11 protein-coding genes are annotated in these 16,543 nt (G+C 40.7%); 7 read left to right on the top strand and 4 right to left on the bottom strand.

The window, feature by feature from the left end; all coding sequences use genetic code 11:
- Window position 1 precedes the first annotated feature (1 nt).
- Window positions 2-955 carry a tonB-system energizer ExbB gene (gene exbB / locus ACMVDV_RS18715; RefSeq protein WP_416159195.1) on the bottom strand — a complete coding sequence of 318 codons (954 nt, stop codon included), beginning with the start codon at window positions 953-955 and terminating at the stop codon, window positions 2-4.
- A 245-nt stretch (window positions 956-1,200) separates the two neighbouring features.
- Between exbB and ACMVDV_RS18710 the strand changes: the two genes are divergently transcribed.
- The 5 genes from ACMVDV_RS18710 to ACMVDV_RS18690 all read left to right on the top strand — a co-directional run bounded on the left by ACMVDV_RS18710 (window position 1,201) and on the right by ACMVDV_RS18690 (window position 9,426).
- Window positions 1,201-1,719 (top strand): sigma-70 family RNA polymerase sigma factor, encoded by a 519-nt coding sequence (locus ACMVDV_RS18710; RefSeq protein WP_304182026.1) that lies wholly within the window; start codon window positions 1,201-1,203, stop codon window positions 1,717-1,719.
- Between the two features lie 6 nt (window positions 1,720-1,725).
- Window positions 1,726-2,706, top strand: a complete 981-nt coding sequence (locus tag ACMVDV_RS18705) for a FecR domain-containing protein (protein WP_416159194.1) — start codon at window positions 1,726-1,728, stop codon at window positions 2,704-2,706.
- 113 nt (window positions 2,707-2,819) lie between these two features.
- Window positions 2,820-5,519: a TonB-dependent receptor domain-containing protein gene (locus ACMVDV_RS18700; protein WP_416159193.1), complete on the top strand. Its 2,700-nt coding sequence runs from the start codon at window positions 2,820-2,822 to the stop codon at window positions 5,517-5,519.
- Between the two features lie 33 nt (window positions 5,520-5,552).
- On the top strand, window positions 5,553-7,982 hold the full coding sequence (locus ACMVDV_RS18695; RefSeq protein ID WP_416159192.1) for a PKD domain-containing protein: 2,430 nt from the start codon (window positions 5,553-5,555) through the stop codon (window positions 7,980-7,982).
- Window positions 7,983-8,157: 175 nt separating this feature from the next.
- Entirely contained in the window at window positions 8,158-9,426 is a 1,269-nt protein-coding gene (locus tag ACMVDV_RS18690; protein ID WP_416159191.1) for a tetratricopeptide repeat protein, read from the top strand.
- Window positions 9,427-10,252: 826 nt separating this feature from the next.
- Here ACMVDV_RS18690 and ACMVDV_RS18685 read toward each other — a convergent pair.
- The 3 genes from ACMVDV_RS18685 to ACMVDV_RS18675 are packed head-to-tail and all read right to left on the bottom strand — an operon-like array spanning window position 10,253 to window position 10,945.
- Window positions 10,253-10,513 carry a hypothetical protein gene (locus ACMVDV_RS18685; RefSeq protein ID WP_416159190.1) on the bottom strand — a complete coding sequence of 87 codons (261 nt, stop codon included), beginning with the start codon at window positions 10,511-10,513 and terminating at the stop codon, window positions 10,253-10,255.
- On the bottom strand, window positions 10,479-10,634 hold the full coding sequence (locus tag ACMVDV_RS18680; RefSeq protein ID WP_416159189.1) for a hypothetical protein: 156 nt from the start codon (window positions 10,632-10,634) through the stop codon (window positions 10,479-10,481). Before ACMVDV_RS18680 ends, ACMVDV_RS18685 begins: the two co-directional genes overlap by 35 nt.
- A gap of 11 nt (window positions 10,635-10,645) precedes the next feature.
- Window positions 10,646-10,945 (bottom strand): helix-turn-helix domain-containing protein, encoded by a 300-nt coding sequence (locus ACMVDV_RS18675; protein ID WP_416159188.1) that lies wholly within the window; start codon window positions 10,943-10,945, stop codon window positions 10,646-10,648.
- A gap of 1,217 nt (window positions 10,946-12,162) precedes the next feature.
- On the opposite strand from ACMVDV_RS18675, the gene ACMVDV_RS18670 reads away from it, so the two are divergent.
- On the top strand, window positions 12,163-13,098 hold the full coding sequence (locus ACMVDV_RS18670) for a DUF4007 family protein (RefSeq protein WP_404688554.1): 936 nt from the start codon (window positions 12,163-12,165) through the stop codon (window positions 13,096-13,098).
- Window positions 13,098-16,541, top strand: coding sequence for a hypothetical protein (locus ACMVDV_RS18665; RefSeq protein ID WP_416159187.1), 3,444 nt, complete (start codon window positions 13,098-13,100; stop codon window positions 16,539-16,541). Before ACMVDV_RS18670 ends, ACMVDV_RS18665 begins: the two co-directional genes overlap by 1 nt.
- The last annotated feature ends 2 nt before the right edge of the window (window positions 16,542-16,543 follow it).

Below are 16,543 nucleotides of genomic sequence, written 5' to 3'. Positions count from 1 at the left end.
TTTAAAGCTCTTTAGATACTGCATCTGCAGCGTCTTTATCGTTAAGTAGGTAGGCTATGTGTTTTGCATCAGGGTGCTTTCGGTCAAGATCTCGGCTCACCAGTATCATGATCGCGGTGAGAATATCGGCTAATTGTGCTTTGTAACTACCAATTACACGAGAAAAATGGTTGTACATAATAACGGCTGGGATCGCTGCAACTAACCCCAGAGCGGTTGCTAATAAGGCCTCTGCAATACCAGGGGCGACTACGGCTAAATTAGTTGTTTGTGTTTTAGCAATACCAATAAAACTATTCATAATGCCCCAAACCGTACCAAACAAACCGACAAACGGTGCCACAGAGCCTATCGTTGCCAATATGCCTGTGCTCTGATTCATATTTGCGCTTAGTGCTGCTTGTACTCGCTCTAAACGTGCGATTAAGCGCTCCTTTAAGCCTTCGTCAGTAGTAAGCCCTTCGCCGGTTAGTTGTAATTCATGTTGGGTTGCTTTTAGTAGTGTTAAGGCCCCACTTTGTTGCAGTAATAAAGTGTGATTGGCCTTTGCAAAACTTTCACTTTGAATTAAATGTTTAAGCAATTTCTTGGCATTTCGCTTAGCAATATTTAACTGTACAGATTTAAATATGCAGATAGCCCATGAGACTAACGATGCTAAAAGTAACCCGATAATTACGCTCTTCACAACGACATCAGCGGCCTTGTACATGCCGATTGGCGATAAGTCATGTGCAGCAAAAGCCGCCTCGTCAACTCTCACCCTGGTGTCTGTATCAAGATCAGCTCCTACGGTTAAAGACTTAGCTGATAGCTCATTTGTATGCACGGCTGGCGTAACAGCATTGTCTGTAACTTCTGCTTTGGAGGCTGTTGACGGCGCTGCTTGTTGTGCGTGAGCAGCAGACGTTCCACCACCGATTAAACACAAAAATAACATGGTTCTTATAAACATTTTGCTCCCTAATTTTTACGTCATTTATAAATGCGGCGATCTAACACCAACAAACTAGATCAATCTGTAGCACCGTTTTGATGGACAAATTATTGGCTATATAACTAATGCCGAACGAGATCCGATTTTCATCAAAAGAATAATAAATTTTTTATTAATAATATTTGCAGAATATCTGAATTTACTTGAATGGGAATTAAAATCATTTATACTCGCGGTAAATATGCTACAGGAATAGTTAAATTTTGACTAGCACTACCGCTAACTCAGTTGGGTTTAATGCGCTCTACCAAGAACACCATGAGTGGCTTGTTCGCTGGATCGCTCGGCGTACCTACAACAATGATAATGCGCAAGATCTTGCTCAAGATACATTTATGCGTTTACTTAATAAGCCCTCTTTGTATAACGAAATACGAAGCCCGCGAGCATGGCTTACAAAAGTTGCCGGAAACTTAGTAACCGATAACATTCGTCGCAAAGTTCTAGAAGAAAACTATCTATTATTTTTAGAAAGCATGCCAGAAGCAGCCTATTTTTCGCCTGAAGAACAGCTACAGCTGCTCAGCTTACTAGAGCAAATAGATAAATTATTGAGTGGTTTGAGAGCAATCGAAAAAACAGCATTTTTAATGGTTAGACTCGATGGACTAAGTTACAAAGCAGTCGCAAAGCAACTCAAGGTGAGCCTATCCTCTATTGAAAAATACATGGCGAAAGCCATGCTTGAGTGCTACACCCTTACATACTGCGATATCGAGTAAGCGATTGTGAATAATACGTGTGCGCCAAAAACACCTTTACCAGAGCAAGTCGTACAGCAAGCGATTGCGTGGCGTATTTGTTTAGAGTCGGGCAACGCACAGTCCGCAGATATGGCTGAATATAGGCGATGGCGGCTTGCCGATCCGATGCATGAACTAGCATGGCAACGGATAGAAAACATGGAGGCTGCGTTTGCCGGGGCGAGTAAAAAAAATGCCCGTCTTGCCCATATGACCTTAAAAAAAACCGATCATGATATACAAAGCATGAGTCGTCGTCAGGCGCTAAAAAGGATCGCTGGAACCACACTAGGACTTGCCAGTGTAAGCTGGTTGGCAGACAAACAGGGGGCATGGCAGTACCTTAACGCAGATCACGCAACGACCAATCAACGGCAATTATTCACGCTCGCCGATAATAGCCAGCTTTGGTTAAATAATAACAGCACTGTTGAACTGAATTTTAATGCTCACAATAGGAACATTGATTTAACTCGAGGAGAAATGCAATTTATAGGTTCAGCTAATACGCAGCCTGTGCAGGTGACGTTACAGCACGGGACTTTACTTTGTGATAGCAAACAATTTTTTGTGCGTAATGAAGCCGATCATGCTTTAGTTCAAGTTATGCAAGGCAGTGTTAAGCTCGCGCAAGCAAACGGCTTATTTACCAATCAGGCGATCAAGGCCGGCGAGCTATATAAAATTACCGTAAATTCAATGCAACAGTTAGACAATCATATATTTGACTACAGTAGTTGGACAGCAGGGCTGTTGTCAGTGCGAACTATGCCAATCAATTCTTTTTTAGCTGAACTATCACGTTATCACCGTGGGTTTGTAAAAATTGCCCCCAGTTTAAATGATTACCTTGTCTCCGGCGTTTTTCAGTTAAATGACACTAACTTGATCCTTAAAACAGTCGCTCGTAGCGCTCGTGCAAGTGTGCATTACAGAACCCGCTGGTGGGCCGAAATTCGCTCATAGTCATGTGTATTTAGTTCATCAAGAAAAAATATAAAATAATTATCATTTAGGGTTACGGGATTACTATTTTCATGCGTCATATAAGTATGCATTAAAGAAATAGGAAAGCAGTTATGCCCCGCGCAGCGTTAAATTTACTCACAGTTGTCACTGGTTTATTGGTGATTACCCCTTCAGCAAGTTTTGCTGAACAAGTACCTGCAACATCACAATTAACAATGATCAAATTTGATCTTCCCGCAGGTCGGCTTGGGGATGTACTGACTTTGTTTTCACGCCAAGCGGGTGTGACTTTATCATTTGAAGAGCGTGTTGTCGGTGGTTTTTCAGTCGCTGCAATAGCCGGTGAAATGACCATAGAGGCAGCCTTACAAAGGCTGTTAAGCAATACCAATCTACACGCTTTACCTGTTAGTAATAGCGCATGGTTAGTGCAACAAAAAACCACCCAAGATTTGATCACACTAAATACCATTAATGTGCAAAGTCGTAATAGGGATCTAAAAGATCAAACCTATACCGAAGCCGCATCAGTAAACTTAATCACCCTGCAAGATATTGAACGCTTTAGAGGCACCAGTGTTGGCGATATATTTCAAGGTACTGCGGGTGTTTTGATCAGCGAAAACCGTAACTCAGGCGGACTTGATATAAATATTCGCGGTATGCAGGGACAAGGACGAGTACCCGTAGTCATTGATGGGAGTCGTCAAGAAACCACCGTGTATCGCGGCTACGCTGGTGTATCGAGTCGCAGTTACATTGATCCCGATTTAATTGGCTCACTTAAAATCAGTAAAGGCCCAGTTATGAGTGCTGATGGCACGGGGGCCACCGGTGGTTTGGTGAGCGTAAGTACATTATCGGCTGATGATATTGTTAAAGAGGGAGAGCTCAGCGGATTTAGATTACGTGTTAGCGCCATCGGTAATAGCGCTAATACGCCGGAGCCAGGTACATACGCAGGGTATTATTTACCACGCAATGCCTATCGTTCACAGTGTCGTTTTTCGAGTTATTGTACTGAGCAGTACATAATGCCAGAGCGCTTTGCCCCAGAGGAGGGCATGGATAGACCCAGCTTATTTGAGTTTGCTAGTTATGCTGGCAGCTTTGCTGCTGCTAAGCATTTTCAGTGGGGCGATCTAATTGCTGCTTATGCTAAGCGCGAGCAAGGTAATTACTATGCCGGTAGTAACGGCCCTGCACCTGAAATAATTTACGCAGCGCCCGACAAGCTTGCTTGGTACACAGAAACAGCAGTATCAATGCAAGGCGCGTCGCGGTTTCGCGCCAATGAGCGCATCCCCAATACCAATTTTTCGAGTGAATCTTGGCTGTTAAAAAGCAATGTGTTGCTGCCCAACGATCAAAGCCTCGAAATGAGCTACATACATTATAACAGCGCTTACGGCGAAATGATGCCATCGCAAATACGCTCTTTTGGTCAAGCAAGGCAATGGCTCGATAGCGAAGTAACCAACCAAACTTACACAGTGCGTTATCGCTGGCAGCCAAGCAAATATGATTGGGCTGATTTTAAAGCCAACTTTTGGCATACCGATGCACTTACCCATTTAAATACCCCAGGTGTCGGCTCAGTAGATATAGTCGATAATGTTGCTCGCAGCGATGATTATCAGCGCTTTGGAACTGATGTGAGTAATACCATGATGTTTTATTCAGCGGGCGAACTAGCGCTGAGCTATGGTGCTGCCGCCCAGTATGAAGACATGGATACCGACACCCCTGAAACCGAAGGGTTTTATGCTGGGTCGCGCAGTGGTTGGCGTAAAGAATTTAGTGCTTTTACTGCCATCGATTGGCAGTTTTTAACAGCATGGACACTCGAAGCGGGACTGCGTTTTACACACTTTTCATCGAAAGATAATAACCCAGTGACCATCACTAGCAACGATCCTGCTTGTGTGTCTGACGGCGCCGGTGGTTGCCTAGAAGTACAATATGAAAATAGCCACTCAGGCACTGCACCATTGGTTGCTTTAAAGTGGCAGGCATATAAAGGGCTACAGTTTTATATTCGCCACAGTGAAGCGCTGCGTATGCCAAGCCTATTCGAAAGCACCTCAGGTTGGTCTGTAAGCCCCGTGTTAGATATCCCTTTAAAGCCAGAGCATGCTAAAAACCAAGAAATTGGCCTTAATTATTTAACAGACGCATTACTAACGGATAACTATAAAGTGGGCTTTAAGCTCGCTTATTTCCAAAATCATGTTGATGACTATTTAACCCGTACGCAACCCAATGCGTGGGAGCAAAAACAAGGCGGCCTCAACGATTTTTTTCGAATGCGAAATATCGACAGCCTAGATTTAAATGGGTGGGAGCTTAATTTTAGCTACGACACAAAATACTGGCTTGCTGAGCTTAGCGGCACGCATTATACCCAGATTGCAGTGTGTAACGTGGGCAGTTATGTGCGCTACTACTGTAATGATTGGGGCCTTCCTGAAAGTTATATCAATAACATGATCCCGCCAAATTGGCACGCCAGTGCTCACCTTGGCTTACGTTTATTTGAGCAGCGATTAGAAGCTGGACTGCGTGGCACCTTTATGGGAGAGCGCAACTCAATTCCTCGTTATAACGCACCAACAGGGTTTAATGAACCGGTACTTTGGCACAGTTATAACCTTTTAGACATCTACGCTAGTTATAAATTTAACGACGACACAACACTCGATTTTACTATCGATAATGTCACAGATCGTTATTACCTCGACGCTTTAAGTTTAGGTTTAGTACCTGCACCAGGAAGAACTGCACGGCTGAGCTTAACTTATAATTTTTAACTGATAACACCTATCAGCAAGGAGTACAAAAGAATGAAAAAATTATTTGGCGCAATAGCCATAGTCGGGCTTTCGCTTACTATGGCGGCCTGTGGTGGCGGTAGTGATAACAAAGACAGTACACAAACAACAAAGCAAAAACCAACAGCGGTTATTGAGCTGCAATCACCAGCAGAATCAGCATTCTCACTAAAAGATGGTGCGGTAAAAGTCACCCTTAATGCTAATGCGAGTACAAGTGCTGAGGGAACCGATTTAATCTATCAATGGCAGCTCATTGAGCGACCAGCAACAAGCACTGCTAATATCACCAGCACCAATACCATAACAACAGACTTTACTGCAGATTTGCCAGGCAATTATGTTGTGAGTTTAATTGTTAATGATGGGTCAAATAATAGCGAAGCTGCGCGTATCACGCTTAGCGCAACCAGCCCCTACCCAGTCGCAATTACCGAGTCAGTCCACAGTGTTAATTTAGGCACTAATAGCGTAGGTTTAGATGGTAGCCAAAGCGTAAACCCAGCAGGTGGCACAGATTCATTACTATACGAATGGACGCTTATGGAAAAGCCCACCGACAGCGCGGGTTATTTAAATAACGCAGAGCAAAGCCAAAGCACACTGTTTGTCGATTTAGCAGGTGATTACAGATTGCAATTAGTGGTGACTCATAACGACGTAGCAAGTAAACCAAAAGGAGTTGTGGTAAGCGTTTCAGCGGGTAATGCGCCACCAGTGGCTAAAGCCGACGACATAACGATTATCTTAGGTGAAGAAGCTATCTTAGATGCATCAGCCAGTATTGACCCTGAAGGGGAGTCACTACACTATCGCTGGCAATGGTTGTCACGCTCAGCAACGGATCCTGATGATGTACCACTACCAGAGCTTACAGGTACAAAAACGGCTGTAGTGCGTTTTACCCCACAAGCTGTGGCAAGTTATAAATTAATGCTATTTGTATTTGATGGCACCCGAAAAAGTGAAGAAAGAGAAGTTACAGTCACCGTCAAAAAAGATCCTAACGCAACTACCAATGCCCCACCGGTTGGTAAATTATTAGCAACCGGCTATTACCCATCTAATAGTATTGGTGAACAAGAAGTAGGCTTAAGGGCTGAATTTAATTTTACCGGTTATGATCCTGAAGGCGAGCCGTTACAAATTATTGCAGCCACTTTAGTTGCAAAACCACCAGGCAGTACTGCAGAGCTAGTGGATATAGGCTCTTGGAAGCCTATGGGTAAAAAGATTCAAACACTCGATATAGCCGGCAGTTATTTAGTACGTATGGTTATCTCTGATGGTGAAAACCAAATCTCAGTTGATGCCAGCATGGAAGCCAAAATAGGTAACGTTAACGGTCAACCTGCAACGGGCGGCGTTGATGCGCAATCAAAGTCAGTGCTGGTGGGTGATGCTTTAGTATTTGATGCATCAAGTAGCGACCCTAATGATGATCCACTGACCTTTCATTGGGAGCTGACAGATAGACCAGATGGCAGTAACGCGACTATCGAACCGGTAATTGAACCGCAAAGCCAAGAATACCGCCGTGCAAAAGTGATCACCGATGTGCCTGGCTCTTATACCGCGCAGTTAATTGTAGAAGATGACCGTGGCTTATTTGCTAAGGCGTATGCACAAGACAGTGGTTTAGCTAAATTTACCAATACCGCTCCAGAGATCCGTTCCGTTGTATGGGCGCGTAGCTGGGGACGCTTAAATCCTGGCCAAGACTACTATCAAATTTTACCGTGCATGTCGTTATTACATCGCCCAGTAACCGTTGATGCCGATGGCGATGAAGTATTCACTCATGAAGAGCTTGTCAGTACCCCTGCAGGCGGCGAGTTTACTAGCAACCCAAGTGAAGCCGATTGCCCAAATACCCGTGGGCAAGTATTTACAAAGCCAGGTAAATATACATTCCGTTATTCTGCAACAGACCTAATTGATGATGCGCCGCAGTATGACTTTGTCGTTGACGTTGACCCACTCACAGAGGCTACAGGTGTACGTTTACGTAGCATCAATGAAGATAATGAAAGTTTATGGCAGCCATTACCGTATGAGAATATTCCACCCTTTGCGAACGACTTTAGTGCCAGCTCTAAACCTTATCTTGAAGAGGGTTATATTAGCTGGTCATTAACCGCCGCTGATGCAGATTACACCATTGAAAACTTACAGGTGCGCCATATTAATGGTGAGTTAGCAAGCTTAACACCGCGTTTCGAAAACCTAAAAAATGAGCAAGTAATAGCAAAGGGCGAATCAGTTGCATTTAAAACTATATTGCCAGTGGTCGCGTGTATTCGTAACGAAGAAGCGTCTGAAGGATTTCATTTTTCTTTTAACATTAAAGAAATCCCTGAAATCACCTTCGTATATGAAACATGGCGTACCGCTAACAAATCAAGCTTATTCTATGATTGGCCTGAATGTGCTGCTGAATAACTAAATACTTGGTAGTTCAACGAATAACAAAAAACCCAGAGTACCGCTCTGGGTTTTTTGTTATGAACTTAATCAACTTCCTATCGTTGTTTTTATCGAAAATTTCGCGCCATAATCTTGTAACCCATAAATCAATTGGTACACTAGAGCCAACTTATAAAGAGCAGGACAAGCTATGTCGCCCGCCAAAATACGCAGTGATGTCATTAAATTAACTGTATTAAGCGATAAAAAACCAGATTACTATTTTATCCAAGGTTATTTTTTAGGGTTAGGCTTACTGCCCGACATAATAATGCCCAGCCAATGGCAGTCAGACCTATTAGGTGACATTAATTTTACAACAGACACTGAGCTAAAGTACCTCGAAAGCCTGATGGAAAATTACAATAACAGCATGCATAAAGTGATGACCGAAGACCTTAAAATGCCCACTAAATGCAGCTTATCGAAAACCGACTACCGCGATTCACTCAAAGCTAATATGCCACTGCCTAATTACTGTAAAGGGGCATTACAAGCACTTAAATTTATCGACAAACGCAGCCTAAACAAACACCAAAAAGACCTGCTAACGAGTTTAAACGAAGTACTGAGTGCATTTAGCTCTGAACAAGCTGCAGTTAAAAAATTTGCTGACAACCAAGGCCTAGCGCAAGCCTATAAAAAGAACTACAGCTATTTTGTAGCCGATGTGCTTTATAGCGTTCGTTTTATTGAAAACCCCAGCTGGACAGATGAAGCCGCGTTTAACGAACAATTTGCGGAAGAGTTTGCAGGTGAACACCACAACGATGACTTTGCTGGTAAAGTGCTCGACGACGAAGTGATTGATCAATTAATGGAAGCAATCCTTAGCGATTTTACTCCAAGCGCATTTGAACCTATAGCAGCGTTACTGGAACTGTTTGAAGGTGTTATTACAGAGCAATACATAGCACAGAACCAAGGCCACTTTTGGCTGATCCACGAAACACGCCCTTATATGATGTTACGAGCGCATCGTGCACAAATCAACGCATTACAAGGTAACATACAATACGCTATTGACGAATTTGAAGCGCTTTGGCAACTAAACCCCATGGATAATCAAGCTAATCGCCATTGGCTAATGAATTGCTACATTATTAAAGGCCAGTGGCAAAAGCTGGATGCGTTTTTAGCCGACTTCGACAGCGAAGAGCTCCATGCCACAGCAAGCCGCGCCTTGAGTGAGTTTCATAAACATGGTGACTCTAGCAAAGCTAAGCAATACAAAAAGCAACTTAAACAGCTTAATAAGCATTTTATAAAAATACTCACCGGGCAAGAAAAACTGAAATCTGAGGAGTTTCATTTTTACAGCCCAGGCAGTAAAGAAGAAGTGGGTATATACCTAAATTCACTTGGCAAACAAGCTTGGATAGCCACCGAAGGCAGCTTGTTTTGGCTAAGAAAAAAGTAAATAAAGTGCAATCTTAATGACTCGATAGTCGGTCATTAAGCTAATAATGATTTATTTAGCGGTATTTAACTTGTCTGCAAGGTGATTTAAAAAGATCAGTGCCGAGATGCGAGCTACGGGCTTCGAGCGACGAGCTTCGGGCTACGCAATGATCCTAGCACCTAGTCATTTCCCTAGAACCTAGCAGCTTTTTCGATCTGTGATTGTTTAAAAACCTATTTTACCACCGAGGCGCTTCGCTGCACGGAGAAGATAAAAAGTACTTCGAGCGACGGGCTAATCCTAGCTAGCACCTTTACTACCGTAGGCGTTAAGCTTGCTGACGCGATCTTTATATTATTTCTCTAAAGCGCAGCGCCTCTTTATCTCTGTGGTGAATCAGTCAGTTAATAACTTTTTGCAAAAGGAGGAATGAATGAGGAAGGCAAAAGCTGCTGACTTCGAGCGACGAGCTGATCCTAGCACCTAGCTCCTTTTCTGTCGTAGGAACTGGCTTTAGCCGTGATTATCTTAAAACCACTTTTACCACCGAGGGCCACTGAGGCGCTGCGCTGCACGGAGAAGATAAAAAGTGCTTCGAGCGACGGTCTGCGGGCTAATCCTAGTACCTAGCGCCTTTTACTACCGTAGGCGTTAAGCTTGCTGACGCGGTCTTTATATTTTTCCTCTTCAGCGCAGCGCCTCTTAACTTCTTTGTGAATAAATCACTTAAAGGCATTTTGCACAAAGAGAAGGTATTGAGGGTAAATGAGAAGACAAAAGTTGTGGGCTTCGAGCTGCGGGTAATGAGTGTATGCTAGCACCTAGTCACTTACCTAGAACCTTTCTATTCTATATCTGGAATAACACTTGCTAAGCGTTTTATATCTATATCGTTGATATTAGCAAAGCGCTTAAAGTGGCTCGGCCATTGCTGGGTATAGTCTTTCATCTGGCTGATTATTTTTGTCGCTTTTGCCCTCGTTAAACCAAAACGTTTAGCTTGCGATAATAAATTGGCGATACTGGCATACCGGCCATCATCGCCAAGTCCTATACCATGTTGTTTTGAGTTATTGCTTGGGGTGATGTCGTAAGCTATTGGCACTTAAAAAGTGATTAGTTGGTAAACCTTCGCTTACATCAAATCGTTCAACCAGCAGTACATCACCGTTTTCAGTTTCATGAACTTGGGTATTTGCACACCGAATACCTAACTCTTTCGCCATACACATAGCATTCAGAAGTCATCGTTAATCACCTGTGTTTTATTGGTTTTACGTTGCCGTGCATTATAGCCACCTACATCAGCAGCTAATTCGTTAATTTCATCGAGCAGTGACCCTTGTAATTGCAACACCACCAGTGCTTCAAATAAAATATCACTTTTAACCACGTCACCTTGCTCAAGCTTTTGCACGGTAGAGCGTGATACGCCAATCATCTTGGCAAAGGTGCTCTGTGTGTAATGCAAAGTTCGGTGCTGGCGAATTAAATCCCCCAAACGCTGCGCCAGTTTTAATGCTTGTTCAGATTTCATGAATGATTACTTATGCAGTCATTGGATTGTTAATGATTAGTTTAGCGGTATTTGGTGTGTTTGCAAGGTGATTTAAAAAGATCAGTGACGAGATGCGGGTGTCGAGCGACGAGCTTCGGGCTACGCAATAATCCTAGCACCTAGTTACTTCCCTAGAACCTAACCCTTTTTTTGCACAATGAGCTACGTGCCGCGAAACATACCTAGCCCCTAGTTACTTCTCTAAAACCTAGAGCCTCTAAGTCTACAAAATATAACCTATATAGTGTTTTTTTGTAGACTGTTAGCTTAGTTGGATCAAACTACAGTTAAAAACAATTTGCACAATGAGCAGAGAATGAGGGTAAATGAGAAGATAACGGCTTCGAGTTACGAGCTTGTGCAAACAGCCTAGCGCCTAGTTACTTTGCTAGAACCTAGCCATTTTTTTTGCACAAAGAGAAGTGAATGAGGGTAAATGAGCAGACAAAAGCTGCGGGCTTCGAGCAATGAGCTGCGAGCATACCTAGCGTCTAGTCACTTTCCTAGAACCTAGCGCTTTGTACCATTGTAGGAATCGGCTTTAGCCGTGATTTTTTGGTTTCAATTGAGATTTTTTAAGGGATTAAATAACCTCTATTCGAGATTTTATCGCGTTGACGATGGCAACCAAAGAGAGGCTGCCGCCGACCTCTCTCTGGACTCTCTCGGCGCACCCGAAGATCACACTAGATTTTCAACTGCCGTTAATTATGTGAACGTAATCAGCGTAGATAGGCCATCCATGGCCAAGCTACGCTTTTTACAGCATCCATGCTGTAAATTACTCATCATTAACTCAGTTTCAGGTGTGATCACGGGGAGAATACATATACAACAAATAGATACAAATGTAGTGCTGATTAGTCTTCTAAGATCAATTGATTTTTATACACAAAACCTAGTGAGTCGATGTTTATCAAAGCCTTTATACATAAAGCTATAACTATATTCTGATAAGTAAGTCTGAACCTTGAAAATGAATACACTTTAAAGCTTTAAAACTGGATCTATAGACAGTATCATTAGGAGATGTATTTCAACATCGCGATTTATGCTTTTAGTAAGCGACCTTGTATAGACGGGATGATAGCTAGGCTATTATCAGTAAGCATACATAAATCATAAGTGTCTTAAAAACTATCGCTCTTGGCATAGTTTCATTTCACTTCGATGTATAAAAAATGAAACGATAAATAATGAAACTGAATCCTAAAAAAGCGGCCTTCGGCCGACATGAAACTTTTTTCCTCCGCTATGGTTGGCTTACAAAAGGGTTTTGGGCAAACTTATCTTATATCAATGATAATACACCAAGTGATATTTTTAAATCAGATAACGCAGTGGTCGAACTTGGCGTTGGTAAAAATATGGTGGCTTCAATAAAGTATTGGCTACAAGCAACTCAACTATTAACGTCTAGTGAAAAAGGCTTTTTAATACCTACAGACTTAGGTATGGCGTTAATGGGAGATAATTTAGAGCCTGGATGGGATGCATACTTGGAAGATGAAGCAACGTTATGGCTACTTCATTGGCTAATTGCATCAAATGCCACTAAAGCAACTGCCTTTTATTGGTTTTTTAATCGTTATCATAAAACGCAATTTACACAAGATGAGTTACGTACTGCGTTAAATGATTTTATTAAAGAAAATATTTCCGCTAACACGTCAGCCGGAACAATAAAAAATGATATTTCAGTTTTAACCCGAATGTATAGCAGTGTAGAAGCTGATAAAAAGCAAAGCTGGGATGATATATTAGACTCACCAATGAGCCAATTAGGTTTAATTGAAGCAACTGTAAATAAAGAGTATAAATCAGCAGCTTCAGTCAAAGCTACCTTACATGAGTCTGTAGTTGGTTTTGCCTTAGCGCAAATATTTGAAAGTCGACAAGCTACGACAATTCCTGTTGAAGAGCTCATATATAGTCAAGGTGATTGGGCTGCGATAGGGGCTGTTTTTAGAACAACAGAAAGCCAAACGTTAGCATTAATAGAAGAGGCAATCCGTTATATACCAGGCAAGTTTGAAATTAATGAATCAGCAGGTATACACCAGGTATTTAAGTTAGAAGAAGTGTCGCCTATTGAATACTTAAAATTATATTTTGAAGAGGGTAAAGTATAATGTCGATCTTGCAAAATATAACTATAAACAGCCAGTATACACGTTCTATCAATTTAGAACGGGATCATGAATCGGGTAGTACAATAGCTTCTTATATACCAACATCAAGATCTAAACGTTTATTAAAACGTATAACAGAGTCTTTGAATGAACAAGTTCAACCAAGAGCTTGGTCATTAATTGGTCCGTATGGTTCAGGTAAGTCATCATTTAGTGTTTTTTTATCGCATTTACTTAGTGATCCCCTAGCCCCTTTAACTAAAAGTGCTTTTTCAGTTTTAGAAGCTAATCATATTGATGAATGTAGCGAATTTAAAAAGCACACAAGTGACAGTTCAGGATATTTAAAAGTTCTCATATCAGGTTCTCCTGAGTCATTAAGTACAAGAGTTATTATTGCTTTATATAAGTCAGTTAATACATTTTGGAATACCCGAAAAGGTAAGAAACCAGCTTTCATAGAACAGTTAGAAGCTGCGACTACAGAAGGTTGTTCTTCTTCAGATGTTGTAAAGCTATTCAAGCAAGTACAAGATGAAATAGCTAAAATTGATGGTATAAAACCTAAAGGTATACTACTTGTTGTAGATGAGCTCGGTAAGTTCTTAGAATATGAAGCAAGACATTACGGCGCAAATGATGTTTTCTTATTGCAAGAACTAGCTGAGCTTGCTTGCAAAGGACATACGTGCAATCTATTAATGTTTGTACTCTTACACCAGTCGTTTGAGCAGTATGCTAAAGGTTTGGGAGAAACATTAAAAAATGAATGGGCAAAAGTACAAGGCCGATTTGAAGAAGTACCTTTTCTAGAGTCGTCAGAGCAAACTTTAAAAGTAGTCGCCAAGGCAATAGTTAATAATTACTCAGAGTTAGAGTTTTTTGACACTGCTGATGCAATTACAGATATAGTTAATGTTTTGTCCTCAGAGCAGGCACTTCCATCAGTACTAAATGAATTTGATGCGCAAACATTATTTAAAGAGTGCTATCCATTGCACCCATTATCTGCATTAATTTTGCCTCACCTTTGTCAAAAGTTAGCCCAAAATGAAAGAACACTCTTTAATTTTTTAGGTAGTACAGAAGAGCATGGTTTTATTCATTCTCTAGAGTCTTTGTCGTTAGGTCGCTTTATAACACCCGATGTTATTTTTGATTATTTTATAACAAATCAATCGTCAGTAGTTTCAGACCATCTAACCCACCGACGTTGGGCTGAAGTGGTTACGGCAGTTGAAAGGTTAGGTAGTGTAAAAGAAAGTGTCGTTAAAACATTAAAAACGATCGGTTTATTCAATATCATTAATTCTAAAGGAAACTTTAAGGCATCTGAAGCACTTTTATCGACAATTGGTTCAAAGCCAAATGAAGTTAAATTGGCAATTGCTGAATTAACTAAAAAATCGATCATTACTTACCGTGCTTATAATAATGAATATCGAGTGTGGCAGGGGAGCGATTTTGATCTTGAAGATGCGTTACAAGAGCAGTTAAGCTTATTAGGTAATTTTTCTCTTTCAGAAGAGCTTAACTCTTCAAAAATTTTAAAGCCTCTAGTTGCAAGAAAATACACAGTTGAAAATGGTACATTAAGATATTTCATTCCACTTTTTTCAGATGCAAAAAGCTATAAAGCAGATATAAAAAATGAAAGTAATGTTCCTCGTATTATTTTCTTTCTAGCATATGGCCAAGACGACGTTAAACTATTTGAAGATAAAATACATAAAGCTTTTGGTGATAACGATATTGTCGTGCTTTGCCGAAATTCAACACAGCTCAAAGAGGCATTTGCAGAAGTCATTGCACTGCGTAAAGTAGAGCAAGAAAGCCAAGCTTTAAAAGAAGATCCTGTAGCTAAACGTGAGTATTTTGACCGTAGAAATGCATCCGAAGCGGCAACACAAAAATTAATAAAATCATATGAACTCGAACCTCAAAATTATGAATGGTTTTTTTTGCATGAACGTCAAATAGTTAGTAAGCGCAGAGATTTACAAAGTATTATGTCGTCTGCTTTATTGAAGATTTATAGTAAATCGCCATCGTTCCATAATGAATTAGTTAATAGAGATCGTCCATCAAGCCAAGCCATAGCTGGCAGAAATAAATTACTAGCAGCAATGATTAGTAAACCTAACGAACTTTCATTGGGTATCGATAAATTTCCTCCAGAAAAGTCAATGTACCTGTCTATTTTAAAACAACATAATTTACATGTTGAAATTAATGGATCGTGGCAACTTATAGCACCATATAAAGGTTCTTCTTTAGATGCTACTTGGAAACGTATTAACAAGTTTTTTGATAGTACAAAAAATGGTAATCCTAAGTCATTTTTAGAACTTGATGGTTTTTTAACATCAGCCCCTTATGGTATTAAAGCAGGTGTTTTACCTATTCTGTATGTTCATGCATTATTAGTGAATGCTCATGAGTTAGCCTTATTTGAAGAAGGGATGTTTATTCCTGCTCTGACTCTTAATGCTGTAGAAAGACTCATTAAAGCACCGCATTTATTTAAGGTTGAGCGCTTTAAAATTGAAGGGCTAAAAGCCAACTTATTTGATAGTTACAAAAAAGCATTATTTAATGACGACAAAGAAAGAACATTGCTTGATATTGCTAAGCCTTTAGCACAATTCGTTGGTAATCTTGAAGAATATACAAAGAAAACTAAGTCAGATGAGTTAAGTAAAAATGCGCATAAGTTACTGAAAGCATTTTCTACATCTAAATCACCACAAAAACTTTTATTAGAAACGCTCCCTAATGCTTTAGGTTATGATGAAAGCTTATTGAACTCTGATGATGGAAAAGTATACGAGGCGTATGCAAATACTTTAATAGAAACGATTACCGAACTTAAGTATCATTACACAAGGTTGCTGGAAAAGGAACAGAGGTTGCTTTGTAGTGCTTTTAACTTAGATACTGACTTAAGTTTAAATAAACTCCGTAAGCATTTGTTTCACTATCAGGGTTTAGATGATTACTCAGTCGATACCGATGGCCTTAAGGCTTTTATAAAGCGTTTAACCTCAGATAAAGATTCCGATGCAATGTGGTTAGAAAATGTGTTTATGTTTTTAGCTTCTAAACCACCTAAAAGCTGGTTGGACGCTGATCGTAGTAAGGCTGAATTCAATTTAAGTGATTATTCAAAGCGGATTGCTGAGTTAGAAATGCTACGTAGAGAGCATGATAATAGCCGAAGACATATCAGCGGTGATTTTGATGTTATACTATTAAAGTCTCTCAAAAAAGGAGTTAGTCCTAGAGGCCGAGCTGTGACAATTGATGATGAAAAACGTGAATCAATTAGGTCTATCCGTAAAGAAATTGATCATTTATTATCAGATCAAAAAAATGAGTTGAAACTTGTATTACTCGCCGAATTAGTCGATGATTTCTTATCGACATTACCTGATAATACATAGAC

Origin of the sequence: Pseudoalteromonas sp. ASV78 (assembly GCF_047806705.1) — a bacterium.
Lineage (GTDB): Bacteria > Pseudomonadota > Gammaproteobacteria > Enterobacterales > Alteromonadaceae > Pseudoalteromonas > Pseudoalteromonas prydzensis_A.
This window is presented reverse-complemented; position numbering and strand designations above follow the sequence as displayed.

What these genes read in the sequence shown, in the direction of transcription:
- exbB (WP_416159195.1), bottom strand. Translation starts at nt 955, where the DNA reads ATGTTTATAAGAACCATGTTATTTTTGTGTTTAATCGGTGGTGGAACG.
- ACMVDV_RS18690 (WP_416159191.1), top strand. Translation starts at nt 8,158, where the DNA reads ATGTCGCCCGCCAAAATACGCAGTGATGTCATTAAATTAACTGTATTA.
- ACMVDV_RS18695 (WP_416159192.1), top strand. Translation starts at nt 5,553, where the DNA reads ATGAAAAAATTATTTGGCGCAATAGCCATAGTCGGGCTTTCGCTTACT.
- ACMVDV_RS18670 (WP_404688554.1), top strand. Translation starts at nt 12,163, where the DNA reads ATGAAACTGAATCCTAAAAAAGCGGCCTTCGGCCGACATGAAACTTTT.
- ACMVDV_RS18680 (WP_416159189.1), bottom strand. Translation starts at nt 10,634, where the DNA reads ATGGCGAAAGAGTTAGGTATTCGGTGTGCAAATACCCAAGTTCATGAA.
- ACMVDV_RS18665 (WP_416159187.1), top strand. Translation starts at nt 13,098, where the DNA reads ATGTCGATCTTGCAAAATATAACTATAAACAGCCAGTATACACGTTCT.
- ACMVDV_RS18675 (WP_416159188.1), bottom strand. Translation starts at nt 10,945, where the DNA reads ATGAAATCTGAACAAGCATTAAAACTGGCGCAGCGTTTGGGGGATTTA.
- ACMVDV_RS18700 (WP_416159193.1), top strand. Translation starts at nt 2,820, where the DNA reads ATGCCCCGCGCAGCGTTAAATTTACTCACAGTTGTCACTGGTTTATTG.